Annotated in this window: 21 protein-coding genes; 7 read left to right on the top strand and 14 right to left on the bottom strand. The window is 50.9% G+C overall.

The features are described from left to right. Positions 1–412 precede the first annotated feature (412 nt). Positions 413–1,162 carry an SDR family oxidoreductase gene (locus H6F94_RS03995; RefSeq protein WP_190800945.1) on the top strand — a complete coding sequence of 250 codons (750 nt, stop codon included), beginning with the start codon at positions 413–415 and terminating at the stop codon, positions 1,160–1,162. Positions 1,163–1,226: 64 nt separating this feature from the next. Here H6F94_RS03995 and H6F94_RS04000 read toward each other — a convergent pair whose 3' ends face one another. Both H6F94_RS04000 and H6F94_RS04005 read right to left on the bottom strand, forming a co-directional pair. After that, the gene (locus tag H6F94_RS04000; protein ID WP_190800946.1) at positions 1,227–2,276 is read right to left on the bottom strand and encodes a hypothetical protein; all 1,050 of its coding nucleotides are present in this window, start codon (positions 2,274–2,276) and stop codon (positions 1,227–1,229) included. A gap of 233 nt (positions 2,277–2,509) precedes the next feature. Beyond that, entirely contained in the window at positions 2,510–3,235 is a 726-nt protein-coding gene (locus H6F94_RS04005; protein ID WP_190800947.1) for a hypothetical protein, read from the bottom strand. Between the two features lie 445 nt (positions 3,236–3,680). Between H6F94_RS04005 and H6F94_RS04010 the strand changes: the two genes are divergently transcribed. Genes H6F94_RS04010 through H6F94_RS04020 form a run of 3 tightly spaced genes read left to right on the top strand, consistent with a single transcriptional unit; the run spans position 3,681 to position 6,188 of the window. Next, complete coding sequence (locus H6F94_RS04010) at positions 3,681–4,520, top strand: MetQ/NlpA family ABC transporter substrate-binding protein (protein WP_190800948.1); 840 nt, start codon at positions 3,681–3,683, stop codon at positions 4,518–4,520. Between the two features lie 34 nt (positions 4,521–4,554). Beyond that, a complete protein-coding gene (locus H6F94_RS04015) occupies positions 4,555–5,532 on the top strand; it encodes a methionine ABC transporter ATP-binding protein (protein WP_190800949.1) in 978 nt (325 codons plus the stop codon). After that, positions 5,532–6,188: a methionine ABC transporter permease gene (locus H6F94_RS04020; RefSeq protein WP_190800950.1), complete on the top strand. Its 657-nt coding sequence runs from the start codon at positions 5,532–5,534 to the stop codon at positions 6,186–6,188. Before H6F94_RS04015 ends, H6F94_RS04020 begins: the two co-directional genes overlap by 1 nt. A gap of 44 nt (positions 6,189–6,232) precedes the next feature. Here the strand turns inward: H6F94_RS04020 and H6F94_RS04025 are convergent, their stop codons facing one another. Next, entirely contained in the window at positions 6,233–6,886 is a 654-nt protein-coding gene (locus tag H6F94_RS04025; protein ID WP_190800951.1) for a carboxylesterase family protein, read from the bottom strand. 93 nt (positions 6,887–6,979) lie between these two features. After that, a complete protein-coding gene (locus H6F94_RS04030; RefSeq protein ID WP_190800952.1) occupies positions 6,980–7,150 on the bottom strand; it encodes a hypothetical protein in 171 nt (56 codons plus the stop codon). 311 nt (positions 7,151–7,461) lie between these two features. On the opposite strand from H6F94_RS04030, the gene H6F94_RS04035 reads away from it, so the two are divergent. Continuing rightward, a complete protein-coding gene (locus H6F94_RS04035; RefSeq protein WP_190800953.1) occupies positions 7,462–7,872 on the top strand; it encodes a hypothetical protein in 411 nt (136 codons plus the stop codon). Between the two features lie 322 nt (positions 7,873–8,194). Here H6F94_RS04035 and H6F94_RS04040 read toward each other — a convergent pair whose 3' ends face one another. From H6F94_RS04040 to H6F94_RS31545, 6 genes are all read right to left on the bottom strand, one after another. Continuing rightward, entirely contained in the window at positions 8,195–8,488 is a 294-nt protein-coding gene (locus H6F94_RS04040; RefSeq protein ID WP_190800954.1) for a WGxxGxxG family protein, read from the bottom strand. A gap of 104 nt (positions 8,489–8,592) precedes the next feature. Continuing rightward, positions 8,593–9,942, bottom strand: coding sequence for a PAS domain-containing sensor histidine kinase (locus H6F94_RS04045; protein WP_190800955.1), 1,350 nt, complete (start codon positions 9,940–9,942; stop codon positions 8,593–8,595). Positions 9,943–10,134: 192 nt separating this feature from the next. Beyond that, entirely contained in the window at positions 10,135–11,943 is a 1,809-nt protein-coding gene (locus tag H6F94_RS04050; protein ID WP_190800956.1) for a sensor histidine kinase, read from the bottom strand. A gap of 609 nt (positions 11,944–12,552) precedes the next feature. After that, positions 12,553–12,744, bottom strand: a complete 192-nt coding sequence (locus H6F94_RS04055; protein WP_190800957.1) for a hypothetical protein — start codon at positions 12,742–12,744, stop codon at positions 12,553–12,555. A gap of 389 nt (positions 12,745–13,133) precedes the next feature. Then, positions 13,134–13,604 carry a hypothetical protein gene (locus H6F94_RS04060; RefSeq protein WP_190800958.1) on the bottom strand — a complete coding sequence of 157 codons (471 nt, stop codon included), beginning with the start codon at positions 13,602–13,604 and terminating at the stop codon, positions 13,134–13,136. A 719-nt stretch (positions 13,605–14,323) separates the two neighbouring features. Next, positions 14,324–15,271, bottom strand: a complete 948-nt coding sequence (locus tag H6F94_RS31545; protein ID WP_199320202.1) for a sensor histidine kinase — start codon at positions 15,269–15,271, stop codon at positions 14,324–14,326. Between the two features lie 1,221 nt (positions 15,272–16,492). On the opposite strand from H6F94_RS31545, the gene H6F94_RS04070 reads away from it, so the two are divergent. Next, a complete protein-coding gene (locus tag H6F94_RS04070) occupies positions 16,493–16,891 on the top strand; it encodes a response regulator (protein WP_190800959.1) in 399 nt (132 codons plus the stop codon). A gap of 199 nt (positions 16,892–17,090) precedes the next feature. On the opposite strand, the gene H6F94_RS33195 is transcribed toward H6F94_RS04070, so the two are convergent. Both H6F94_RS33195 and H6F94_RS04080 read right to left on the bottom strand, forming a co-directional pair. Further along, positions 17,091–18,002 carry a PAS domain S-box protein gene (locus H6F94_RS33195; RefSeq protein WP_190800960.1) on the bottom strand — a complete coding sequence of 304 codons (912 nt, stop codon included), beginning with the start codon at positions 18,000–18,002 and terminating at the stop codon, positions 17,091–17,093. A gap of 47 nt (positions 18,003–18,049) precedes the next feature. After that, positions 18,050–19,906, bottom strand: coding sequence for a CheR family methyltransferase (locus H6F94_RS04080; protein ID WP_190800961.1), 1,857 nt, complete (start codon positions 19,904–19,906; stop codon positions 18,050–18,052). A gap of 561 nt (positions 19,907–20,467) precedes the next feature. On the opposite strand from H6F94_RS04080, the gene H6F94_RS04085 reads away from it, so the two are divergent. Beyond that, complete coding sequence (locus tag H6F94_RS04085; protein ID WP_190800962.1) at positions 20,468–20,980, top strand: hypothetical protein; 513 nt, start codon at positions 20,468–20,470, stop codon at positions 20,978–20,980. A gap of 328 nt (positions 20,981–21,308) precedes the next feature. Here the strand turns inward: H6F94_RS04085 and H6F94_RS04090 are convergent, their stop codons facing one another. After that, a complete protein-coding gene (locus tag H6F94_RS04090; protein WP_190800963.1) occupies positions 21,309–21,959 on the bottom strand; it encodes a hypothetical protein in 651 nt (216 codons plus the stop codon). Between the two features lie 348 nt (positions 21,960–22,307). Continuing rightward, entirely contained in the window at positions 22,308–23,366 is a 1,059-nt protein-coding gene (locus H6F94_RS04095; RefSeq protein ID WP_190800964.1) for a chemotaxis protein CheB, read from the bottom strand. Positions 23,367–23,536 lie beyond the last annotated feature (170 nt).

A 23,536-nucleotide genomic window follows, 5' to 3' on the forward strand; every position in this document is an offset into this window, starting at 1 on the left:
TTTGCTGGTTAGACATTCCTGCCTGGTAAAATCTGCAACAAGTTGCTAGGAGCTAGTGCCTCCAATCTCTGGGTTAGCTTTGCTCCTGGCTTCTGCCTATGAAAAGCTCTGATTGGGTTGCTTAACATGACAGACTTAACATTCAACTTTTTCCAGCATTGGTATCCGTCGTAAGCTAGTGGTGTGGAAGCCGCGCTTCTCAGAGCAATATTGTGTCTTCCTCGATTAGTGTCCCCTTGCCTGAAATCAAGTTTGTGTACTGCCTTATTTGATAGAGATCAAATAGAGAGCAAGCAATTGGAAGCAGATAATTCTTTGCTTAGGAGAATTTTAACTGGCGTTTTTAAGATGGTGTTGGCAGATCTTCTGGCTGTCCTTTAGAATCCATTTAATCCATCATAGAAATAATTGCATGAACCGCTTACAAGGAAAACGAGCCTTAATCACGGGCGGAACGTCAGGTATTGGGCTTGAAACGGCCAAGCAATTTCTAGCTGAGGGTGCACGTGTTGCGGTAACGGGGCAAAATCCGGACACCTTAGCGAAGGCACAGGAGGAATTAGGCAAAGAAGTGATTGTGATCAAGAGTGATGCGGGTGATATTGGTGCCCAAAAGCTCTTGGCAGAAGAAGTCACACGAGCCTTTGACAAACTTGATGTGGTATTTCTCAATGCTGGGGTTGGTCTCTTCAATCCTATAGAAGCCTGGGATGAAGCAGCTTTTGACAAACAGATTGCCATCAATTTCAAAGGCCCATACTTTCTGATTCAAAGTCTGCTGCCTGGACTTGCTAACCCCGCCTCGATTGTCCTGAACACATCGATCAATGCCCATATCGGCATGCCCAACTCTAGCGTCTATGGTGCCAGTAAGGCGGCTATGCTTTCGCTGGCAAGAACTCTATCTGGCGAACTGGTAGGCCGAGGAATTCGGGTCAATGCCGTCAGTCCTGGGCCTATCTCAACGCCGATTTATGGAAAGCTGAACATCCCGGCGGAAGTAGCGCAGAAGATGGCAGAGGGAATCCAAGAGCAGGTCCCTCTGAAACGATTTGGCAACCCGGTGGAGATAGCAAAGGCAGTTGTGTTTTTGGCCTCCGATGAATCCTCGTTCATGCTGGGTAGTGAGGTGATCATTGACGGCGGCATGAGCACGCTGTAGCGCTCTACAGTATGGAATGGGGCCAAACTTGTTGTTAGGGGGTAAGGGGCTTAGAAGCTGTCCTCTAATCTACGAGGTTAAGCACTACTAGGCTCATGAAGAAGGAGTACCACAGTAAGCCAAACACGGCAATACCACCATTGACGCTGGCAACAAGTTTGGCAACCCGCACATTGCGTGAGTTAACTAGCAGGGCGATGGATAAACCTGTAACAGCCAAAGCAGCTGCAATAAGGCTGAAGCTGGCACCGCCACTAGAGTAAATACGAGAGTAAATTAACAAGCTGAGGAGGGCAAAGCTGCTGCCCGTTACACTACTCAGACAAACCAGGACTTTATTGGGTTGGTTCACCCATCGCTCAACGGCTAAGGCCGTAAACAGCCCCGCTGTGATCGGTATACTGGCCCCAAACAAGGACACTATAGGAAGCATGCCTAAACTTGACCCATGCCGCCCGATAAAGCGCGCAGCAGACAACATTATAGAGGGCATAAACAGCATGGATGCTGTATAGAGAAGACCAAATACGCCGACACCTGCACTGATCGCCGTAAAGGTTTTGAGTCGCTGCCCTGTGTGTAACCAGATGAAAGTAGTGGCGATAAGGCCAGCAGCAATGGCTACATTTGAGGTTAATTGCATCCAACCACCATCACCAAACTGCGCAACGAAATACTGCTGTCGCAGCGCTTGCAAATCCTGGTTGCTTAAACCCAGGCTGTCCTCAATTGTGAGGTTGGGTAACGCGCCTGATACGTAGTCATAGCTAATGCTACAGGCTACTGGCCGACCGTCATAGGTTGCCTGACATTTCACCACAGAATCGAATTGTTTTCTAACCTCATCTTTATAAGTGATCGTCATTTCTAGGGGTTGATCGCGCAGCGTGAATTGGCAGCGGTCTATTGTCCCTTGCTTATTGCAGGCGAGTTGGTGCCCGGAGATGCGCAGACGATTTTGATACTCTTGTGGATTCGGCAAGATACTAACGCTGGCAGGTCCACCATCGAGCTGGTATGGCGACATCGAAACTATCAGCCAGCCTACAGAGCATAGAGTCACCAGTAGCAAGCCGATGGCAAATCTTGAGGCAAATAGCAGCGCTCTGCGCATGGTCTAGGCTCCAGTTACTAACTCTGCTTCACCGATGCCAGTTTGACTCAATCTGTTCCCGACCGGCCAAATCAATAATGTGTTTTTGGTTTCCGATGAATCCTCGTCTGAATCCTCGTTCATGTTGGGTAGTGAGGTGATCATTGACGGCGGCATGAGCAGGCTGTAGTGCTCTGCTGTAATGGAATGGAATGGGGCCAAACTTGTTGGTTAAGGGGCCTAGAAGCTGTCCTCTAATCTATGAGGTTAAGCCCCAGCAGGCTCATGAAGAAGGAACCCCACAGTAAGCCAAACACGAAAATACCGCCATTGACGCTGGCAACAAGTTTGGTAACCTGCACGTTGCGCGAGTTAATGAGTTGCTGACCTGTGTACAACCAAATGAACATAGTGGTGATAAGGCCAGCAATGATGGCTATGGTTGAGGTTAATTGCATCCATCGATCATCATTGAACTGCGCGAAGAAATACTGCTGTCGCAGCGCTTGCAAATCCTGGTTGCTTAAACCCAAACTGTCTTGAATCGAGAGATTGGGTAACGTGCCTGAAGCGAAATCGTAGCTCACTCCGCAGTTTACTGGCCGACCGGCATAGGTTGCCTGGCATTTCACGTCAGAAGCAAATTGTTTTCTAACTTCATTTTCGTAAATGACTGTCATCTTTAGAGGCTGGTCGCGTAATGTGAATTGACAGTGGTCCGTTACCCCTTGCTCAGTACAAGCGAATTGATGCCCAGGGATGCGCAGATGATTTTGATGATCTTGTGGATCCTGGAAAATACTAACGCTGGCAATTCCACCATCGATCTGGTTTGGCGACATCGAAACCATCAGCCAGCCCACAGAGCATAGAGTTACTAATAGCAAGCCGATGGCAAATCTTGAGGCAAATAGCAGCGCTCTGCGCATGGTCCAGGCTCCAGTCACTAACTCTGCTTCACCGATGCCAGTTTGACTCAATCTGTTCCCGACCGGCCAAATCAATACGTAGATTGCTCACGTCCAGCGGTTAATACTGCTGATTTTGTGAAGGTTGTGTATTCCTGGTTTGGCTTGAGAGGATCGAATTCAATTGGATTTAGTCTCTCGTGCCCAGAGCCTAGCGATATCTAAACTTCTACTGAGTTGTCTGCTAGGTTGCCCTGTAGATTTTCAGTTGCGTTGCCAGTTGCATTGCCAAATGCATTACCAGATACATGGTCGGTTGTATTGAAAGCACTTGAACTTTCAAGCATCCCTCTGTATTATGCACCTACTCCATTATTCCGGTCGAATAACCGGAGTTTTGGAAATGTCCTTGGCTGCATGGGTCAAGGAATGGCTTGGATTAAGCAGGGATTAGGCAGTTAGTTGAACAGGCACAAGGATAGACCAAAGTATTAGGAACCCTCGAGAAAGAGAACTCATGAAGAGGTTTGTTTACGCACTTGTAGCATTTCTGACATTTATTACTGTGGTTGTTTCTGGCTGTGGAGCCAGCCAAACTGCTGCACCTTCCGGGTCAACAGGAGCGGGGCAAAGTCTTGCGATCAAAGTGGGTGCCTCACCCGTTCCACACGCTGAAATTCTAAATTTCGTCAAGGATAATCTGGCAACTCAAGCTGGCTTAGATCTGCAAATCGTCGAATTTACCGACTATGTTCAGCCCAATTTGGCCTTAAAAGATGCTCAGATCGATGCCAACTTTTTCCAACATGTGCCCTATATGGAAGATTTTGGCAAAGAGCGAGGCATCGATATGGTTGCCGTTACTAAGGTGCATATCGAGCCCTTAGGAATCTACTCCAGAAAGGTTAAGTCTCTGACTGAGGTGCCGGAGAAGGGCCTTACGGCTATTCCCAATGATGCTACTAATGCGGGTCGAGCCTTGCTGCTTTTGGCCAACAATAATCTCCTGCAACTGAAGCAGGGCGTAGGGGTTGCAGCAACTGTGCAGGACATCACAGGTAACTCTAAAGATCTGGAGATTAAGGAACTCGAAGCGGCCCAGTTGCCACGGGCTCTCGATGATGTTTCGATTGCTGTGATTAATGGCAACTATGCGTTGGAATCTGACCTGAAGCCCAGCCAAGATGCCTTGGCTTTAGAGTCGGCCAAAGATAACCCCTACGCCAATGTTTTAGCCGTGCTGCGAGGCCGGGAGAATGATCCTCCAGTGCAAACTTTAGCCAAGCTGCTGAACTCACCTGAGGTCAAACAATTTATTGATGATAAGTATCAAGGGGCAGTGATTCCTGCGTTCTGATTTCTGTATTCTGATCGACTGAAGCAGGAGGCCCGTGATCACAATTCAGGATCTGCGCAAAGTGTATGGTCAGGGCGGTCTGGAGTTAGTGGCTCTGGATGGGGTTAGCCTTGATGTCCAGCCAGGTGAGGTTTTCGGCGTTCTGGGTCAGAGTGGCGCGGGCAAAAGTACGCTGATCCGTTGCGTTAACTTACTGGAGCGGCCTACCTCGGGCTCAATTCGGGTAGATGGGCAGGAGCTGACTCAGTTGTCTGGGCCTGAATTGCGACGAGCCCGTCAGCAGATTGGCATGATCTTTCAGCATTTCAATCTGCTGAGTTCGCGGACCGTAGCGGACAATGTAGCCTTTCCGCTGGAGGTGATTGGTTATAGCCGCCGCAAGCGCCGAGCCAGGGTGGAGGAACTGCTGGCTCTGGTTGGTTTGGAGGGCAAAGCGCAGGTCTATCCGGCGCAACTCTCGGGCGGACAGAAGCAGCGCGTTGGCATTGCGCGGGCGCTGGCGTCTGAACCAAAGGTGCTGTTGTCGGATGAGGCCACTTCGGCTCTAGATCCGCAAACCACGCGCTCGATTCTTGAGCTATTACGCGATCTCAATCGGCGCTTGGGGCTGACGATCCTGCTGATCACCCACGAGATGAGTGTGGTGAAGCAGATTTGCGACAGTGTGGCGGTGTTGGAGGCGGGGCGCATCGTTGAGCAGGGGCCGGTCAAGGAATTGGTGGCTCAGCCGGATTCGCTGCTGGCTCAAGAATTCTTCCCCCACCTGAATGGTCATGTACCCCAGGCCGGTGCAATCGTGGCCACGATTACCTTTGTTGGCGAGGCTGCAACCCAGCCGTTTATCTCTACACTGGTGCGGCGCTTTGACTTGGAGGTGAATATCCTCAGCGGCAGCATTGAAGCGGTGAGCACTCAGCGCATTGGTCAGTTGCAAGTAGAGCTTGCCGGGGCGCAGTTGCAACCGGCTCTGGCCTATTTACAAGATCTCGGCTTGCGCGTGAAGGTGCAGTGATGGAAGGACTGGTCTTATTGCAAAATTTGTGGGCGGCGACGCTGGAGAGCCTCTACATGGTGGGCGTCTCTACCTTGTTTACGATCTTGCTGGGCTTGCCCTTGGGGCTAGTCTTGGTGGCGACCCGACGGGGGAATATTCTGGCGGCACCAGGGTTCAATCAGCTGTTGGGCTCGGTGGTCAATGTTGGTCGCTCGTTGCCATTCATTATTTTGCTGGTGGCTTTGATTCCACTGACGCGGCTGGTGGTGGGCACTTCGATTGGTAGTACCGCAGCGCTAGTGCCCTTGACGATTGCAGCGATTCCCTTTTTCGCTCGCATTGCCGAAACTGCGCTGCTGGAAGTGGATCGGGGCTTGGTGGAGGCGGCTCAGGCGATGGGCTGCGATTACTGGCAGATTATCCTCAAGGTGCTGATTCCAGAGGCTTTGCCCTCACTGGTGTTGGGCATCACGATCACCGTGATTAGTTTGTTGAACTACTCGGCGATGGCCGGTGCGGTTGGTGGGGGTGGGTTGGGCGATTTGGCTATTCGCTACGGCTACCAGCGCTTCCAAACAGAGGTGATGCTAGCAACGGTGCTGGTGCTGATCGTGCTGGTGCAACTGGTGCAGGTGTTGGGGGAGTTTATCGCTAAGCAGTTGCGAAGACGCTAAGCGCCTACATTCAAGCCCAGTAACAAGCCCAGTAACAAGTCCACTCAAGCTCTCAGCTCCTGAGCGGAGTCAAGACGGCTGCGATGTTCTAGGAACCAAGCGTACAGGTCTGGGTTGTTGTAGGTTTGGGTCCAGGAATTGTGGCCAGCTTCGGGGTAGATGGTGAACTTGACATTGCCGCCGCAGGCTTCCAGGGCTTTGACCATGAGTTCGGTTTCGCTGAGCGGCACGATCCGGTCGCGGGCGCCATGAAAGGCCCAGACTGGTAAATCCTTAAGCTCGCAAGCTTGTTTGGGGTTGCCGCCACCACAGATGGGTGCGATGGCAGCAAAGCGTTGCGGTTGGGCAGCGGCCAAATACCAAGTGCCGTAGCCACCCATGCTCAGGCCAGTTAGATAGATCCGGGATGGATCAACGCGATAGGTCTGGGTGACTTGGTCGAGCAGGGTGCTCAGGAGCGACACTTGCCAATGTTGACCCTGGGGACATTGGGGCGAGACGGTGATGAAGGGGAAATTGGCCTGTTCTTCAACCAGCTTGGCAATGCCGTGCTGTTTCACTCGGTTTAGATCTGAGCCACGCTCACCAGCACCATGCAGAAACAGGATGAGCGGCCACGATTGTTCTTCATAGCGCTGGGGCAAGAAGAGCAGGTAGGGATAAGCAGCTTGGGTAATGGGCTGCTGCATCGATTGCATGGCTTTTAAGGGTAGTTAAGGCTGGTTTAGTGAGTGATTTTAAGTGGTTTTTGAGGAGTTGTTTTGCTCAAAGCTTTTGGTTAAAGAAGGTGATTAAGGAATGCGCGGATCTTCTTCAGCCTCAACTTGAGCAATCATCCAAGGGGTTGGTAGGTTTTCAAAGGGTTGGTCTTGACTATGGCTGGTGCGGTAGTCTGCTTGGGTTCTGGGCAGTGACTTTAGCCAACCTCTGACTCTGTTGATTAAAACGTTTGCTCTCCACATGGCGTTTCTCCAGCTTTTATAAGGTCAAGTTATTTAGATAGATTCTAGTGAGCCTCGTTGGTTTTATTTTCCACCTTCTACGAAAATGGAGCTCTGCTCTTTGGTACAGATTTGTGCTCGCGTGTCTGGAGCTTTTTATGTCCCAGGGTCAAGGTATTTTAAGTTGAAGGTCTAAGGCATTGTTGCTATGGGTAGCGAGCTAGATCTAGGCCTGGGGATGGGGTATTTGTGGGCACAAATGAGTTTACTGAAGGTTATTGCCTATGCCTCGGTATGGCAAGGCAAAGATCTGTTTTAAGGAGAAATCAATCATGGCTCAAACTCAAAAACAGGGACGGCCAAACGACCAGCAGCCTGATGAATGGCAACAGGATTTGAACCCTAACCCACAAGCGGGTCAGAACACTGGGCTGGAGAGTTCATCCTCTGAAAAAGATTCTCCCAATGCGTTTGAAATCAAGGAACTCCATCAATATCTGGAAGGCTATAACAGCGGCGACCTGAAGAAAATTCGGGTATTGCCTACCGGAACCCGTTTGCAGCAGGGTGCTAAATATCTGGACCTAAAGGATCCGGAACGCAAGGAGTTCACGGCAATGGGAAACATGGAAGCTGGGCCTGATAACTGGTATGTGCCCAAGTCCGAAATGGACTACCCGCTCTGGAACCGCTTGACCGGGGTGCAGGAGCCTGAACGCCTAGATGAGCCTTCGGAGACCTAACCCCCCAACCCCCTTCTCTCTTACTTACACCCGGAGGGAAGGGGGAGGCAAGGAATTAAACCCATACAAGAGCTAAGTAAGTCAATAATAAAATCCGGCTCCCCAGGTTGGAGACCTAACCCCCCAGCCCCCTTCCCTGCGAGGGAAGGGGGAGGCAAGGCGGTAAAACCCATAAAAGCCGATAAGGCCAACCCCAAATCCGGCTCCCCTCTCCCCGCGGGAGAGGGGCTGGGGGTGAGGTCAAAGCCCCCAGTCGCAACTGACGCTGCACTGGGGGCTACTGTTTGACTCAGGTGGTCAATGGGTGAGGCGTTTAGTAGTCTTAGTAGTCGCTGGAACCAGGGGTGCCGACAACCTCGGGGTCACGATAACGTGCGACTGTACCATCGTCCTGTTTTTCACTCTTGCGGCCTAGCAGGCCGAAAAGACCTAGCAGACCCAGCAGGCCCCAATCGCCATCGGCGTAGTTGCCATCAAAAACACCATCGGGAGTGGTGTCGACGTTAGAGGTGCCGGTGGTATTTGTTTGCGCAGAGGCAGGTAGAACGGTGGTCAGAGTCGCCAAGCTCAGCGCGACTGCACTGGCTCCGATAACCTTTGGTAAATTGAGTTTCATGGCTAAATCCTTAAATCCTTATTGATGGTTTGTATCTGGTCGTTATAGTCCTAGGTTAGTCACAATCAATAAGGCTAGAAATCACTCCTTAGCAATAACTCCAGCTATAACTCTAAGCTGGCATTCCGCTGCGCCGCAGCTTTAACTTGACGGGGTAGCCTCACTCGAAAGGTAGAGCCCTGGTTGACTTCACTGTTTACTGTGATGGCGCCGCCCATGAGCTTGACTAGGGAACGAGTAATTGCTAACCCTAAGCCCGTCCCACCATACCGACGCGTGAAGGATTGATTGGCCTGGTGAAACTCTTGAAAAATGGATTCTATGTCGGTGGAAGCAATACCGATACCGGTGTCCTGAACCTCTAGTAAGAGGAAGTCGGGGATTGGCTCCTGGATAGCTACCCGAACTTCGCCAACTTCAGTGAACTTAATGGCGTTGGAAAGCAAGTTGACCAGCACTTGACGCAGGCGGTCTGGGTCGTTGACCACCCAAGGATCAGGGAGATCGGCCCTGATTTGCAAGTCCAGCTTTTGCTCTACAGCCAGGGGCCGTAGTTCGTCTATGGTTTCATGCACCAGCTCAGTGAGATTGAATCGCTCTGGTCGCAATTCCATACGGCCAGATTCGAGTCTGGAGATATCGAGAATATCGTCGATCAGTCGTAGCAGGTTTTTGCCATTGTTTAGGATTCGCTCTAGCATGTCTTGTTGCGGCGGCGCCAACTTTTGCTTAGGGCGGAGCAGCAGTTGCGCGAAGCCAAGAATGGCATTCATTGGCGTGCGCAGCTCGTGGGACATGGTGGCGAGGAACTGCGATTTCAGCCGGCTGACTTCCAACAGATGCATGTTCTGAGTTTGGATGCGGCGCAGCTGTTCTTCTTTTTGTCTGCGCGTGCTGATGTCGCGCACTAGCCAGCGCAGCACGACTGCTTCACTCTGTAGCCCAGGCATGGCCGCAACGGTGAGAGCAGCCTCAAAGGGGGATTGCTCTCGGGGTTGTAAGTGGACTTCCCATTCCTGGACGGGCCTGCCCTGTTGTAGCCACCACAGCTTGCTGCGAAAAACAGAGCGCATGGGTATATCAATAAACAGCGCTAGCGGTTTACCGACCAGGAAATGCTGTTCAACATTGAGCAGTTGAGAAGCTACGCGGTTGGCTTGTTGAATGACACCATTGCTGTCGGTGACGAGGTAGCCATCAGGCGCGAATTCGAACAATTCACGGTAGCGTTGCTCTTGAGTTTCAGCGGCGGCGCGGGCTGCTACCAACTGCTCATTCTGTATCCGCAATTCTTCTTCAGATACCCGTAATTCTTCTAGGGTTGAGTGAAGCTGATCGAGGGATTCCTTGACCAGATCGTTTTTTGAGTCAGGGGCTTCATCAATACACTGTTGCAGGACAGTTGCTCTGCGCAGCGCTTCTTCAATTTGCTGTGTCAGAAGCCCCCCTACCATCCTGCGTGCTTGGTCCACTTTTTCTGTTTACTTAAGTTGAGTCTAAAAGAAGGTGGTCAGACTAGAAGCCTAGAAAGGCCCTAAAAATTCTTCATCAGTATATCGAAAGATGTTAAGAGGTTGCGTGATGAGAATGACAGCATAGACTTTAAGATACTTTGCCATCTGGTCTGACGCCTGATCTGCCTCCTATCAGTCTTGAAAGCGACAGGGCCACTCTAGTGTAAAGGTTGTTCGATCTGAACTGCTTTCTACCCAAATTTTGCCACCTAGCTGCTCGGTTAATCTCTGCACCAGGGCTAAACCAAGGCCAGTACCACCGTACTTCCAGGGATCACTATTGGGAACCCGGTAAAAACGTTCGAATAGATGGGGCAATGACTGAGGTGGAATTTCTATACCCGTGTTACTGACGCTGAGTTGAACTGTATCAGTGTTGATACAAGCTGACAGGGTGATTTCTTCATCGGAAGGAGTATATTTGCAAGCATTAACTAATAACTCCTTGATAACCCGTCTTAGGTTAGATGCGTCGCAAACCAAAGTCGGCAAAGCAGCGGGTACGTCTAGAGTTAGACGCTGCTGTTGGGCTTGAGCTTGCGGCTGAAAAGATTGCAGAATTTCGGACAGCCAAGGTTGTAGTTGAATCGGTTCTAGCGAGGAGGAATCTGTATTAATCCTGGGCTGCTGAAAGGTGAGCAGGTCCTCAATGAGTTCGACTTCCCGATTACATTCGTTCTCTAGGATTTGTAAATAGTGATTGAGTTTCTGAATTGCTAAATTAGGGTCTGTTCTGGCTAGAGAATCAGTAGCCGAGGCTTGGAGCAATGGCTTTAGCTGATTGAAGCCAATCTTCAGCATATTAATAGCCAGCTTTATATTACTTAAAGGTGTGCGCAGCTCGTGGGAGATGGTGCTTAAAAACTCGTTTTTGAGTTGATCTAGCTGCTCTAGTTCTTGGGTTTGGGCTTGAGTTTGGGCTTGAGCGGCTTGATAAAAACGAGCTTGGCGAATGGCAATAGCGCACTGATTAGCAACCTGGCGAACTAAACGGACCTCTAGGTCAGAAAAGCTACTGTCTTTGAGCTTATATAGCCAAATATCGCCAATTACGCCGCTACCTAGAATAGGACAGGCCAATATAGCGGCCTGCGGCTGCGGGCTGGGCGGCTCTAAATGGCAGAACTGAAGCTCTTGACCTTGTAGGAGCTGGTTATAGATCTCGGGCCAGCTTGCCATTGGGGTTTCAGGGTTCTGGGGGAAGGTGGTGGAGAACTGGTGACTCAGCCGAGAGCGGCCATGTGGGTCGCGGCCATGTGGGTCATAGAAGTCATACAGGCTGATGGCGCAGTTGCTGGCATTGAGCACGAGCCCTAACTCTCGCACTGCGGTCTGCAAGATCTGTTGCTCGTCCAGGCTGTCTCGAACCTGGTCGGTGATCCGCTTCAAGGCGGCCTCGAAGTCGAGGGCTTGTTGCAGCTCGGTGCTGGCCTGCTCAGCCGTGGCAGTATTGCGTAGATAGAAATGTAGGGCTGAGATTTGGCCTGCCGAGTTCTGAACCGTGGTGACGCTCAGTTCGGCGACAAAAGCTGGCTGACTGTAGGGTTGCAACTGGAATTGCCACTGGCCGGATTCAGTATTGAGGTCTGTACGATTCAGCTCAGCTAGAAGTTGTCTAAACCGCCGACGTTCAGACAAGACAACAAGAACCGCTAGGGGTTTACCGATTAAATGCTTGAGCGGGCAGCCTAGCATTTGCGCTGCTTGTTGGTTGGCAGCCTGAATGATGCCTAGGTGGTTGGTGATTAAATAGCCTTCGTTGCCTGACTGAGAAAGCTCTCGGTATTGCCGATGCTCAGTAGCCATAGCTCGCTGTGACAGAAGCAGTAGTTTATTCTGCTGCTCTAACTGAGCCAGGACGATTTGCAATTTTTCTAACTGCAATCCTTCTGGCCGCAATTCTTCTGGATTGCCATCGGATTCTGCGAAGGCTTCTGTCATGGGACTAAGCTAACAGCCTGAGCTTAGGGTTTGCAGAGTAGGCAAATTAGGCAAATCAGGGGATGGTGGTATGTGGGTTCGGAACTAAAAAGCTTGGCAGGAACTCGCTAAAAGCTGGGAGAAAAGCGCTTACATTCTAGGAATGATAGGCGCAATTTGGTTGGAGGGACCTCACCCCCAGCCCCTCTCCCGCGGGGAGAGGGGGGCCGGATTTTATTGTTGACTTAGTTGGCTCTTGTATGGGGTTTAATGACTCCGCCTTCCCTCTAGGTGTAAGTAAGAGAGAAGGGGGTCGGGGGGTTTCTGAGGACCTCACCCCCAGCCCCTCTCCCGCGGGGAGAGGGGAGCCGGATTTTATTGTTGACTTACTTAGCTCTTGTATGGGTTGTAGCGCTTTGCCTCCCCCTTCCCTCGCAGGGAAGGGGGTTGGGGGGTTAGGTCTCCGGGTTTGGGGGTTTGAGGACCTCACCCCCAGCCCCTCTCCTGCGAGGAGAGGGGAGCCGGATTTTGTTGTTGACTTACTTAGCTCTTGTATGGGTTGTAGCGCTTTGCCTCCCCCTTCCCTCGCAGGGAAGGGGGTTGGGGGGTTAGGTCTCCGTTTAGGTCTCCTTATTCACCTCGCGGGCAGGTGCAGGCTTGGACGCGGGTGCCGTTGAAGATTTCCCAGCCGGGGTGGTCGGATTCGCCGTCCCAGCGGAAGCGACCGGGGATGTTGATGCCGCCGCTGGCAAGCTTGACGGCGACATGGCCAGCGAAATAGAAGCGCTCCCCGGTTCCGAGGGTGCCAAAGGTTGTCCACATAATTCAGTTCCTATGTGCGTGTCGTACGTGCGTGGTTTTTGAGGGGTAGCAAGTTTGACCTCGCTACCCCGGTCCCATCGCGCGCCCTTGCACCTTTCGCCCTAGGGGGTGAGAACTGATGGCAGTGTTAAACTGCCCCTTAGCCTCTGGGCTGGTCTACTCAGCTTGGGGGTTAGCCTAGTAGGAGTGCAGTAATCACTTCCTACTAGGTGCTGGCCGATGAGATCGCTACTGAGATTACACAACTCTACGGTGTTTGGCAAGTAGCAGGTTATACGGTTGGATCGAGTGTTGGGGTTTGGGCTTGGGTAGGGGCTTGGCACTGCCAAGTCCCTACAGGTTCAAGTCCCTACAGGTTTCTGCTCCACAATTGAGAGCCGACGGGCCATCTATGTCGAGGGGGTATCGGACTGGGGTTTGCGATTTTTGCGGAAGCGACGGCCCAAGCGGTCAACGCTGGGGTTGAGGCCAAAGGCTTTGCTGTTGTCGCGGGCGGAACGGTAGGCGACGCGGGCGGCGGTGTAGGCTTCGGTGCCAGCGGCGATGTAGGTGTCTTCGATTAGGCTCTGGAGTTCGGCCAGGGCCTCCAAGACGGGGGACAGGGATTCGGTCAGTTCGAGATCGCGCTGCATTTCGGCAACGTCGAGGAAGCCGGGCATGAGTTGCTGGTTCTCGGTGGCAACTTCTACGGCGGTGCGCACGAAGGAGCGGGTTTTGTCGCCGATGCGGATCATGAGGCGGCGCTCCTGGGGAGTCAAGCTAACTCCAAAGGAGAAGTGGCTACGGAGTTCGGCAATCTCAGCGAGGACAGCTTCAAGTTTGGCAGGGGGAAATTCGGCGCTGACAGAGTTGGCGGGCATGGTTTTAGATCTCCAAAGTATTAGAACCGTTGTTTGAGGCTTGAGTTTGAGCTTTGGACTTAGCTTCGAGGCTCTATTTTTGTATGCCCAAGTTTGAGACTGAAAAAACTTGTTGAGAATACGGAAAAAAGCAGCTATAGCTAAAAACGATCTGGGGGAATTACGGATGGCTGGGGTTGTCGCCTAGGTAAAACCACGGTTTGAACCGAATCGTTGTGGGTCGAAACCAAATGCGATTACGGTCTGAACCAAATGCAATTAGGGTTTGAACCGGGTTGTTGGGGGTTGAAACCAAATACGATTAGGGTTTGACCTAGGCTGTTGGGGGTCGAAACCAAATGCCATTACGGTTTGAACCGGGTTGTTGGGGGTCGAAACCAAATATGATTAGGGTCTGAACCGGGTTGTTGAGGGTTGAAACCAAATACGATTAGGGTTTGAACCGGGTTGTTGGGGGTTGGAACCTAAATGGAGGGGGTTGAAACCAAAAAGTTATACCAACTCTCCAAATGAGAGCTACAAATCAAAACCCCACTGCCTACGGCTCCTCCCCTTGGCAAGGGGAGGTTGGGAGGGGTATGTGTAGCGATTAAAAAGTGAGTAGGTATTAGGCAATGAAGACCACACCCTTCAGTTCCCTCCAGAGTTGGGGGGTTAGGGGGGCGCTCGGACCAGGGGTGATGCGGTATCGTCGCAGCCCGCACCAGCAAATCAGACCACTAATCGGGAAGCTTGGGCAACTTGACAATAAAACTTGTGCCCTTACCCTCTGCGCTTTCAACTTCAATTGTCCCCTGATGCGCCTCAACAATGCTTTTTGCTAAAAACAAGCCTAATCCCCATCCCGCCTGATCTTCAGCCGCGATGGTGCGACGAAATTGTTGGAATAAAATAGATTTATCTTCTGAAGAGATCGGCTTGCCTTCATTGTGAACAGTGAGGCTAATCTGGGTTTCAGTTGGCTGAAGCGTGAGGGTAATGGGTGTGTCAGGAGCGCCATACTTGATGGCGTTAGTGGCCAGATTTTCGATGACTCGCTGAATCTCTTTACGGCTGCAACTGATTTTGCTATCAGTCTCAGAGACGACGACAAAGCGCTCGCCATAAGTAAAGTTCAAATCTTCGGCTACATCTTGAACAAGGCTATCTAAACTACATTCTTCAAATTCTAACTTTAGGCTTTCCCCTGACCGCAGCCGACTGGCATCCAGTAGATTTTGGATCATCGAATTTAAACGATCGACTGCATTGAGCATCTTTGCCACGATGCTTGCATGAGTGTCTTTTTTTTCCAGCCGTCGCAGAGTCAGTTGGGATCCCATCTTTATGACGTTGAGTGGACCTCTGAGGTCGTGGGTCAGCGTCACCATAAATATTTCTTGAATATCTTGCAGCGTTTGGGAGAATTGAGTCGCCGCATCATTAACCGCTTGCTCAATAGAGTCGATAATAATGTCCCGTTCTCTGATTTCTAAAGGAGCTTCTTCCTCTAGCACTTGAAAGACAACTTGACGGAGAATGTGGTATTCAAAAATGAGTTGGGTCATGGAGTAGTCAGCAAAACTCGCCCGCTCATGTCCATGTTTTTTGCCAATTCGAGTACTTTCTAGCTTATCGATTCTGATTCTGGCAGGTGTCCTTTCAATCTTGGTTGACAGTTCAGCCACCAATTGCTTCAGATACTCAGGCAGCGAATCTTGTAGGATCAAAGAGTCTTGATGGAGCGATGCCCCAACTTCAGTACGCGCCCGCTTTTCCCACAACTGCATGATTCTTTGAGCATTTTGCTGAAGGCATTCAGAGGCTAGGTTAGACATTGTTAGACGTTGTTTTTGATTTGCTGCCTGAGTCGGAGTAGGGATGAATTACTAGAACTTAGATTTAAGTGGTGTCCCTATGCAATGTCTATCAATAGATTAGGAATAGATTAGGAGAGGTTAAGCGGGGGTTTGATTGATGGAAGTGCAACTGCAAGTAGAGACTGATATTAGTATGCTTTCAACGTGATTGTACTGCCTAAACGTTTTATTGACTTTTGCACCAGCGCCAGCGCTAGACCGCTCCAAGGCCAGTTCCGGCCCCAAGTCCTAACCAAGTTCTGCGTTTTGCCCACGCTTAAATAGAAGCTTGGTACAGGACCAAATGGTGAAAGGTAGAGCAGAACGAAGGCTTCAAAAAAACTATAAATGCTTTAATAAACCCCCATGAATTAGGTTGCTCTTTTTTTGTATTCACACTGGCACTAGCCAGAGCTATTTGCCAGAGCATTTTGCCTGAGCTAGGGGTTGTGCCCAATCAAATCCCTGCAATTGAAAAAACATGAACGCGAAGCCGAAAGTTCACTTTGCTATAGTCTTGCTCACCTAGGCACTGTTGTTCTCAACTTGAATCCAGAATCTAAATCAAGAGTCTTGATCAAGAGTCTGAATCAAAAACTGGGAGTCCGTCAAGGCTCTAAAGTTTTTGACCTAGCTAGTAACCTAGTTTATAACCTAACTCATAATCTAATTCATGGTCTGAAACTCTTAGCCTGTGTTTGGAGAAGAGCTATAATTCTAAACCTGTAATGTAAAGGGTGTTACAAAGTCATGAGCCTGCAATTTAGATAGACCCAAAGATTGATTCTGCAAGTGCTGGCATCTGACTTAAGGTAGAAATAGGACGGAGATAGAAATTTAGAGTGAGCTGTAGAAGCTAAGGGTTGCCTTTAGATACAGTAAGCAGATATACTTACGGGTTTGGGTGGCATCAGTAAAAGGATAGATGTCATGTTTAGATTTATGTGTGTAACTTAAGGGGTCTGTTGGAAAAGGTAACTTTTGCAGAGAAAAGACATAGTGCTTGGTTCAGTAATAAATGCTTCGGAAGCTGTCCATGAGCATCGTCTGATGGAAGGGCGGCCCCTCGTTTTGGTTGTAGACGACGATGAAGACTGCCGAGTATTAGCTCTTAAGATTCTAGAGCTGCTGGATTATTCCTATGTCAGTGCCTCTAGTGGTGAAAAGGTGGTGGAGCTGAGCCAGCTCTACCAGCCAAGTCTGGTTCTGCTAGATATTGCCCTACCGCATACTGATGGCATAGAGATTGTGCAGCGGCTCAAGACCGATCCAACAACCGCAACCATTCCTGTAGTTGCCGTCACGGCAAGGGCGATGGTCGGAGACCGGGAGCGAGGACTATCCGCAGGTTTTGATAACTACCTGACCAAGCCCTACGGCCTGGATGAGCTAACTCAGATTGTGGAAGCCTACGCGGCCTGTTCCCTGTCCCGTTCGCTGTCCTATTGAATGTTTTGCCTGTTGACTGTGCTGCTTGAGCGTTATTGGTAGCGATCCCAAGGCAGCAACATAAAGCAGGACAAGCACGGGTCATGCCTAAAGAACGCACAAGGCACGCACAAGGCACATACAAGCATTGCCCCATAACAGCAAAACTTTTAGCTGAACTTTTAGCCGAACTCTTAGCTGAATCGAGTGAGTCGAGCGATTAGATAGAGTGCTTGATTATTAGGAGCACGCCCTCTCCCTGCCTTGCGCTTATGGTGAATCGTGTGCAGACAATTTCGCACTGCATGATTTCACCGCGCCGGTTGGTTGTCTTGCTCACTAATTTTTGAGACTGAGATTGAGCGTTGACCAAGCTATCTAGGGCTGCTTGCAATGGCTCGGTTGGCAGGTCAAGGTTGAGGCTTAGAAAAGCTTGTCCTTTCACCTCTCGCTCATCTAGCCCCCACAGTTCTAGACACTGGGAGTTCCACTTCAAAACCTGAAGCTGGGAATCGAGCACGATTATGCCAAGCTGCAAGTTTAGCAGGATCGATTCCAGCAACTGACTCCGTTCGCTGAGGGTTTTGAAGCTACGGCTGAGCACTTCAGCGTACCGATTGAGTTGCTTGTTGCTATATTGCAGTTCTTCGTTTGTGCAGCGCAGTTCTGTGTTGTCGCAACGCAAGCTCTCGTAGCTCAGGCGTAAGTTATCGTTGCTCGTGTTCAGGGTCTGGTCGCTGATGTTTAAGCCATGGTTATCGAGGCTAAGCTGCTCATTTCTAGAGCGGAGGCTTTCGTTGGCGACCCTTAAGTTCTCATTATCTGAGTAAAGGTGGGTGGAGGTAGAGCCGTCGAGACCTTGAACGAGGGTTGTGGCTTCCTTGAGGGCTAAATCCTGTTGCTGTTGCCCATTTCGCAATTTTGCATTCTCCAAGAGCAGCGCTTGGATCTCCAAGCGCTGCTCTTGGTTCTCTAGAAGCAGTTCTTGATTCTCTAAAAGCAGTCTCTGCTTCTGCCCTTCCAGTTCTGCCAGCAGGACACTCAACAGCTCGCCGATCTCCTGCTCCACCAACGGGTTGCCAAAACTGGTGTTAAAGGTGTCGTTGACATTGTCCCAAGGTTGAGCGTTCACGATTGCCCTCCTATACGGGGTTGCGGTTAGAGTGACTTATAAGTGACTTATAGTTGTTCTTGCTTCCACTCCTCCATCAGTAGAATAGCCCCCTGACGCTGTTTGCTGTTGACTAGGGGAGTGCAAGTGATGCGGCACCGGATGCTTCGGCCCCGTCGATTAATTGCATCCAGGAACAATTCTTGGTACTCTGCCTCGCCACTCAACGCATTTTCAATGGTTGCTTGCAGGCGCTCGACGGGTAGGCCAATATCTAGGTCCAAGAAAAGTTGTCCCTCTACTTCGTCGCTGCGTAGGCCCCATAGCTCTTCAGCTTGATGATTCCAGATCGAGATGCTGGTATCGCGGTTGAGCACGACAATGCCGGTCCGCAACCCCGTCAAGATCGACTCTAAAAAGGCATTAGTATCGTTCAGTTCTTCAGTTCGTTCGCGCAATTCTTCGTTGATGGCCTGGAGTTCTTCGTTGGTCGATTGCAGTTCCTCATTCATGGTCTCCATCTCTTCGTTGGTAGACTGCAGTTCCTCATTGGTGGTTTCTAGTTCTTCGACCGTCGATTGCAGTTCCTCGTTGGTGGTTTCTAGTTCTTCATTGGTCGATTGCAGTTCTTCGGAAGCAGTTTCGAGTTCCTGGTTAGAGCGTTGCAGCTCAAGTCGCAAACGGTTGTAGCGAGTGACATCTGTGAAGCTGATGCTAGCGCCCAACGATTCACCATCGGCATCAAGCAAGGGGGCAACCTGTACATCGAGAAATTGCAGTTCCTCTGCGCTGGTATTGTGTTCGATGTTGCGCAGATCAATGACTTTACCGCTGCGCATTGCCTCGTCAATGCGCGAGCGCAATTCTATCGGCTGATAGGACAGCGCTAGATCGTGAAAAGGACGGCCCACATCCCGCTGCTTGAGATCAAACAGGTGGCGTGCTTGTTCGTTAACTAGCACTAGTGTGCCTGCGGCATTCACCACAACCTGAGCCAGTGGCATGGCGTCAAAGCTGGCTTCTCGCATCCGAATCTGTCGAGCTAAAGTGCTGCCCACGGTTTCATCCCCCGACTGCGCTAGAACTAGTAGCCGGTCTCGTAAATTTAACTTTGAACTCTTCAGAAAAACGCGATGTTTCAAGTTCAAGGGCGTGAACAAGTTGGCATGGGCCAGCAACATTTCTGCTTTGCCTAAAAACAGAAAGCAATCGTCGTTGAGTGCAAAGTGAAACCGAGATAACACCCGCGATTGGGTCTCTGAGTTGAAATACATCAAGACGTTGCGGCAGATCAGCAGATCTAGATGGGAGATCGGCGCGTCTTGGATCAGATCGTGACGACCAAAAATCACACAACGGCGCAAGTCATTGCGAAAGGCATAGCGGCCACCTACGAACTCAAAGTATTTTCGGGTTAGCTCCTCAGGCAGAACTTGGAGGGCTTTGGCGCTGTAGGTAGCTTGGCGCGCCTCGGCCAGGGCTTCTTCGTCTAGATCGGTGGCGTAGATTTTTACCTGGTTGCGAAAAGCGTCTATGCCCAAAGCTTCGGCTAGCACAATTGCCAGCGTGTAGGCTTCTTCGCCGGAGGCACAACCTGCACTCCAGGCGCGAATCTGTTGCCCCCCTGATTTGTTAGCCAGGATCTGAGGAATGACCTCCTGAGCCAAGTAGCTCCAGGCTTCAGCATCTCGAAACAGAGCCGTCACGTTAATCAGGATCGTGTTGAAGAGCTGGGTAAATTCGTCGGGATACACCTCTAGACGATCCAGATAATCTTCATAAGCTTCCATGCCCAACTCCTGCATCCGTCGGTTTACCCGACGCACGAGGCTAGAGCGCTTGTAGCCTGTGAAGTCAAAGCCACGACCACGCTTGATGTATTCCAAAAGGGAGTCGAGTCCCTGCTCGGCCTCAGCCTTGCTCATTTCAATCTCCAGTTCCCCACTGAGACACAAGTGCCCCAAATACCTGTACCGAAATCAAAGACAAAACAAACCTGCCTTGATGGTCGTAATAGCTGAAATGCACTGCTAAACACTGCTAAGCATTGTTAAAAGTGACTTAAAGTTCAGTAGAAAGTCTAGTAGACCAAACAGACTCCCCTAACCCTCCAAATACTGAACTTTGCGTAGAGCTACCGGGCGAGTGTAGTCTACGACATCTTTACAATATATGGGTTCAAGAGACGACCTAAAAGATGGTCCAAAGGCTGGCCTAAAAGCCGGTCCAGGAGCTGGTCCAGGATTTGGTCCAAGAGCTGGTCTTAAGAGGCGGCCCAAAATGTCGCCTTAAAGACGGCTTCAAGCCAGGGTCAAGTGATGAGGTGTCAAGCGATGAAGGTCTTAAGCGGTGAGGTCTCAAGCGAGCAGGTCACTACAGCTACCATCCCCTAAAGCCTAGCCCATCGCTATAGGTGCCAATTTTGCCTGCTGGCTAAGCTGATTGGGTAACGTCTCGATCCTGTGACCAAGGAGGCCGAGAAGACCATGTCCGCTCAGCAAGGCCCAGAGCCCAAAAACCCAGAGCCCAAAAACCCAGAGCCCAAAAACCCAGAGCCCGAAACCTCAAAGCCCGAAACTCCAGAACGCCCAACCTCAAAGGACCAGATCCCAAAGATCAGGACCCCTGACCACCAAATTTCAAAGAAAAACGCCGAGGCCGCTGTTGAGCACGCAGCATTGGCTCAGAAGCAGGGGCTGGTTCTCAAGAAGACAGGCCAGATCATTCAGGCTCACGGGGGCCACAGTGAAGAAGCAGGCAAGGAAATTGAGGCCCACGGCAAAGCTTCTATAGAGCATGCTGAGGCTTCGCTGGCTGAGGCAGCGACGGCTTTGGAGGAAGGCTCAACCCAGGCATTTGTCAATGCTGCGATTGAGCATGTGCTGGCGAATAAAGAGCATATAGAAGCAGCAAAGAAGTACGCTGAAGCGACCCAAGAGCACCTAGAAGAAACGCGCCGAGCTATAGAGCTATCAAAGAAGTTTCTGAAGCAGGAATAAATGCGGCTGGCCCCCCTAGCCCCCCAATTCTGGGGGGGACCGGAGTAGGCCCCCCTAACCCCCAATTCTGGGGGGACCGGAGCAGGCGTTGGAGTTGGTGTAGGCCCCCCTAGCCCCCCAATTCTGGGGGGAACCGGAGCAAGTGTTGGAGCTGGAGTAGGTGGAGCCTCTCTGGTTCCTTGCCTCTGGGGCTAGTTCTAAGCTGAATAAAAGTCAAAGTCCCCCAGAATTGGGGGATTTAGGGGGCCAATCCGATCTGGGAGATCTAAAGGGCCAATCCGAATTGCAAGATCCAGGGGGCCAATCCGAATCAGGAGCAAGCGCAGGTTTACGGCCCAATACTTTCGTGAAGCGAGCTAAGTAGATTCAGACACTCTTCTTGGCTCAAGGTTCTCGACTCGAACATTTCCGTCAAGACTTGGCCTACAGAGTTGCATACCTGAGCGTGATCGACAAAAGTACAAGCCAGCCAGGTTGCCTCTCCAAGAGTTGGTCGCATTGGCAATATCCAGTGATCGACCATTGGCTTCCAGCCTTGTAGAGTATTTGCCATGTAGATAACGTGGCCCCTGTAGTTAAAGGCAACCCGCTCATTGTCAGCCCCGACCTTAATAACGCCTTGGCCTTGAGATTGGTTTGCTGGTTCTTGGTATGACGCTGCTGAGCGGCTAGTTTGAGGCGGTAGGTCCTGATCAATCTGATGGAGCTGTGTGCGGCTCGCCTGGACGCGCTGCCGCAGTTTTTGGGAGCGTATCCGCAGTTCTTCCGCTTCTCTAGTAACTTGCAGTGCCTGGTTGGAGAGTTCTGCACTGCGTTGGCAGCAATGGGCTGCCAGTTTTTGGGGCGACTTGATCTGTTGGCATAATTTAGCTGCTCTAGCCCGTAAAGCCGCTGCTGTAGACCGCTGTTGGCTAAAATCTTTGCTTGGCACAATTCCGCTCTCGATCACAATATCTGCTGCTGGACAAGCTGAGCTCACAAGGTAGACACAGGTTCTCTCAACCAGAGGCTTGTTCCTTGCCGTTTAACCCCACTATCAACTCCTTTTAAGGTGTTTGAGCTTTGTATGGCTCTAAATACCTGAGCCTATTTTAGCTATGAATAATCAAGCCCTGTAAAGAAATTATTAAGATTTTTGACACTAAATATCTTGCTCCTCTAATGAACCTAGACACCTATCTTCATCAGATATGCGCCTAGGTCCATTAGTGTTGAGCGTTACAAAAGTATGAACAGGCGCAAGCCTGGCTCTTTGTAGCTTGCTACTGATAGCTACTCAGGGCTTACTACTTATATTTGCTACTCAGGGCTTGCTGCTTGGGGCTTGCTACTCAGGGCTTGTCCTGGTTTCCCCCATCACTTCAGCAAACTTGCTGATCGGGCTTTGGCCATCGCCCTGGTCATTAATCAGCACTCGTCGGATCACCTCGGCTCGCTCCTTGGCATCCTGAGACTGCTCTTGAAAGGTTATTGCACTGATGCCGTGGTTGCGCTTTCTGGCTCGCTCGGCCAGCCGCTCCGTTAGCGCTGCTTTCTCTTCTAGCGCCCGCAGAGCCTGCCAGAGGGCATCTTCTAGAGCGTCAGTCTGCTCCGAGAGCAATGTCTGGCTTGAGTAAGCATGACCCACCCGGCAGCGAAAGCGCAGCAGCATACCATCCTGCAATTCCCACAGGGCACCGCCGCACTCTGGACAAGCGAAGCCCGAAGGCGTCCCCGCTCGCTCCTGCTGGTGTAGGGTTTCTGGTTGCAGCTCTACTAGATCAGCTTCAATATCTAGCTGCTCATCTGTTTCGTCATCCATCCTTTTTCCTCCTTGCACTGGAGTTCTGGCCAACTCTACAAGGGCCGGTGCAATCTTTGACAGAGGTAGGACCTGGTCAACATCAACATGTTCAATGGCACTGCGCGGCATGCTGGGAAACAGCGCATCGGCAGGGTCTTGAACTATCGCTATGCCCCCCTTGAGCTTGACGGTTTGTAGTCCTGCGGTGCCGTCATCGAGCATGCCAGAAAGAACTACACCCACTACCCGAGGGCCATAAACTCTAGCGGCTGAACGAAACAGTGGGTCTATAGAGGGCCGATATGTGTTCTCTTTGGGGCCTCTCACGATGTGAATGAAGCCCTGTTTAACTAACAGATGTTGGTCAGGCGGCGCGATGTAGATCTGCCCTCGCTCAAAGACCTGGCCGTCTACCGGGTGTCTAGCCGGTAGAGAGCCATGACGCTTGAGGATTTTGGGCAAAACGCTCGTGCCTGAAGCAGAGATATGTAGGACGATAAAAATGCTAGCTGGCAAGTCTTCAGGCAAATTGCTCACCAGCTGGATCAACGCTTCGACTCCACCGGCAGAAGCGCCAATCACGATAATGTCATGTCCAATCATTGGCCCGCCTTTTGCTGGCGCTGAAACTGATAGGGTCTGAACTCGTATCGAGGTTTTGTAGTCAAATTCGCTCCGGGACTCCTACCCATCTCCGTAGGAACTCAAATCTGACTTGCCTTCCCCACCGGGGAGAGATTGGGGGAGGAGGCGGTTTAAAATCGCTAGGCTCA

Origin of the sequence: Leptolyngbya sp. FACHB-261, assembly GCF_014696065.1 — a bacterium.
Taxonomy (GTDB): Bacteria; Cyanobacteriota; Cyanobacteriia; order FACHB-261; family FACHB-261; genus FACHB-261.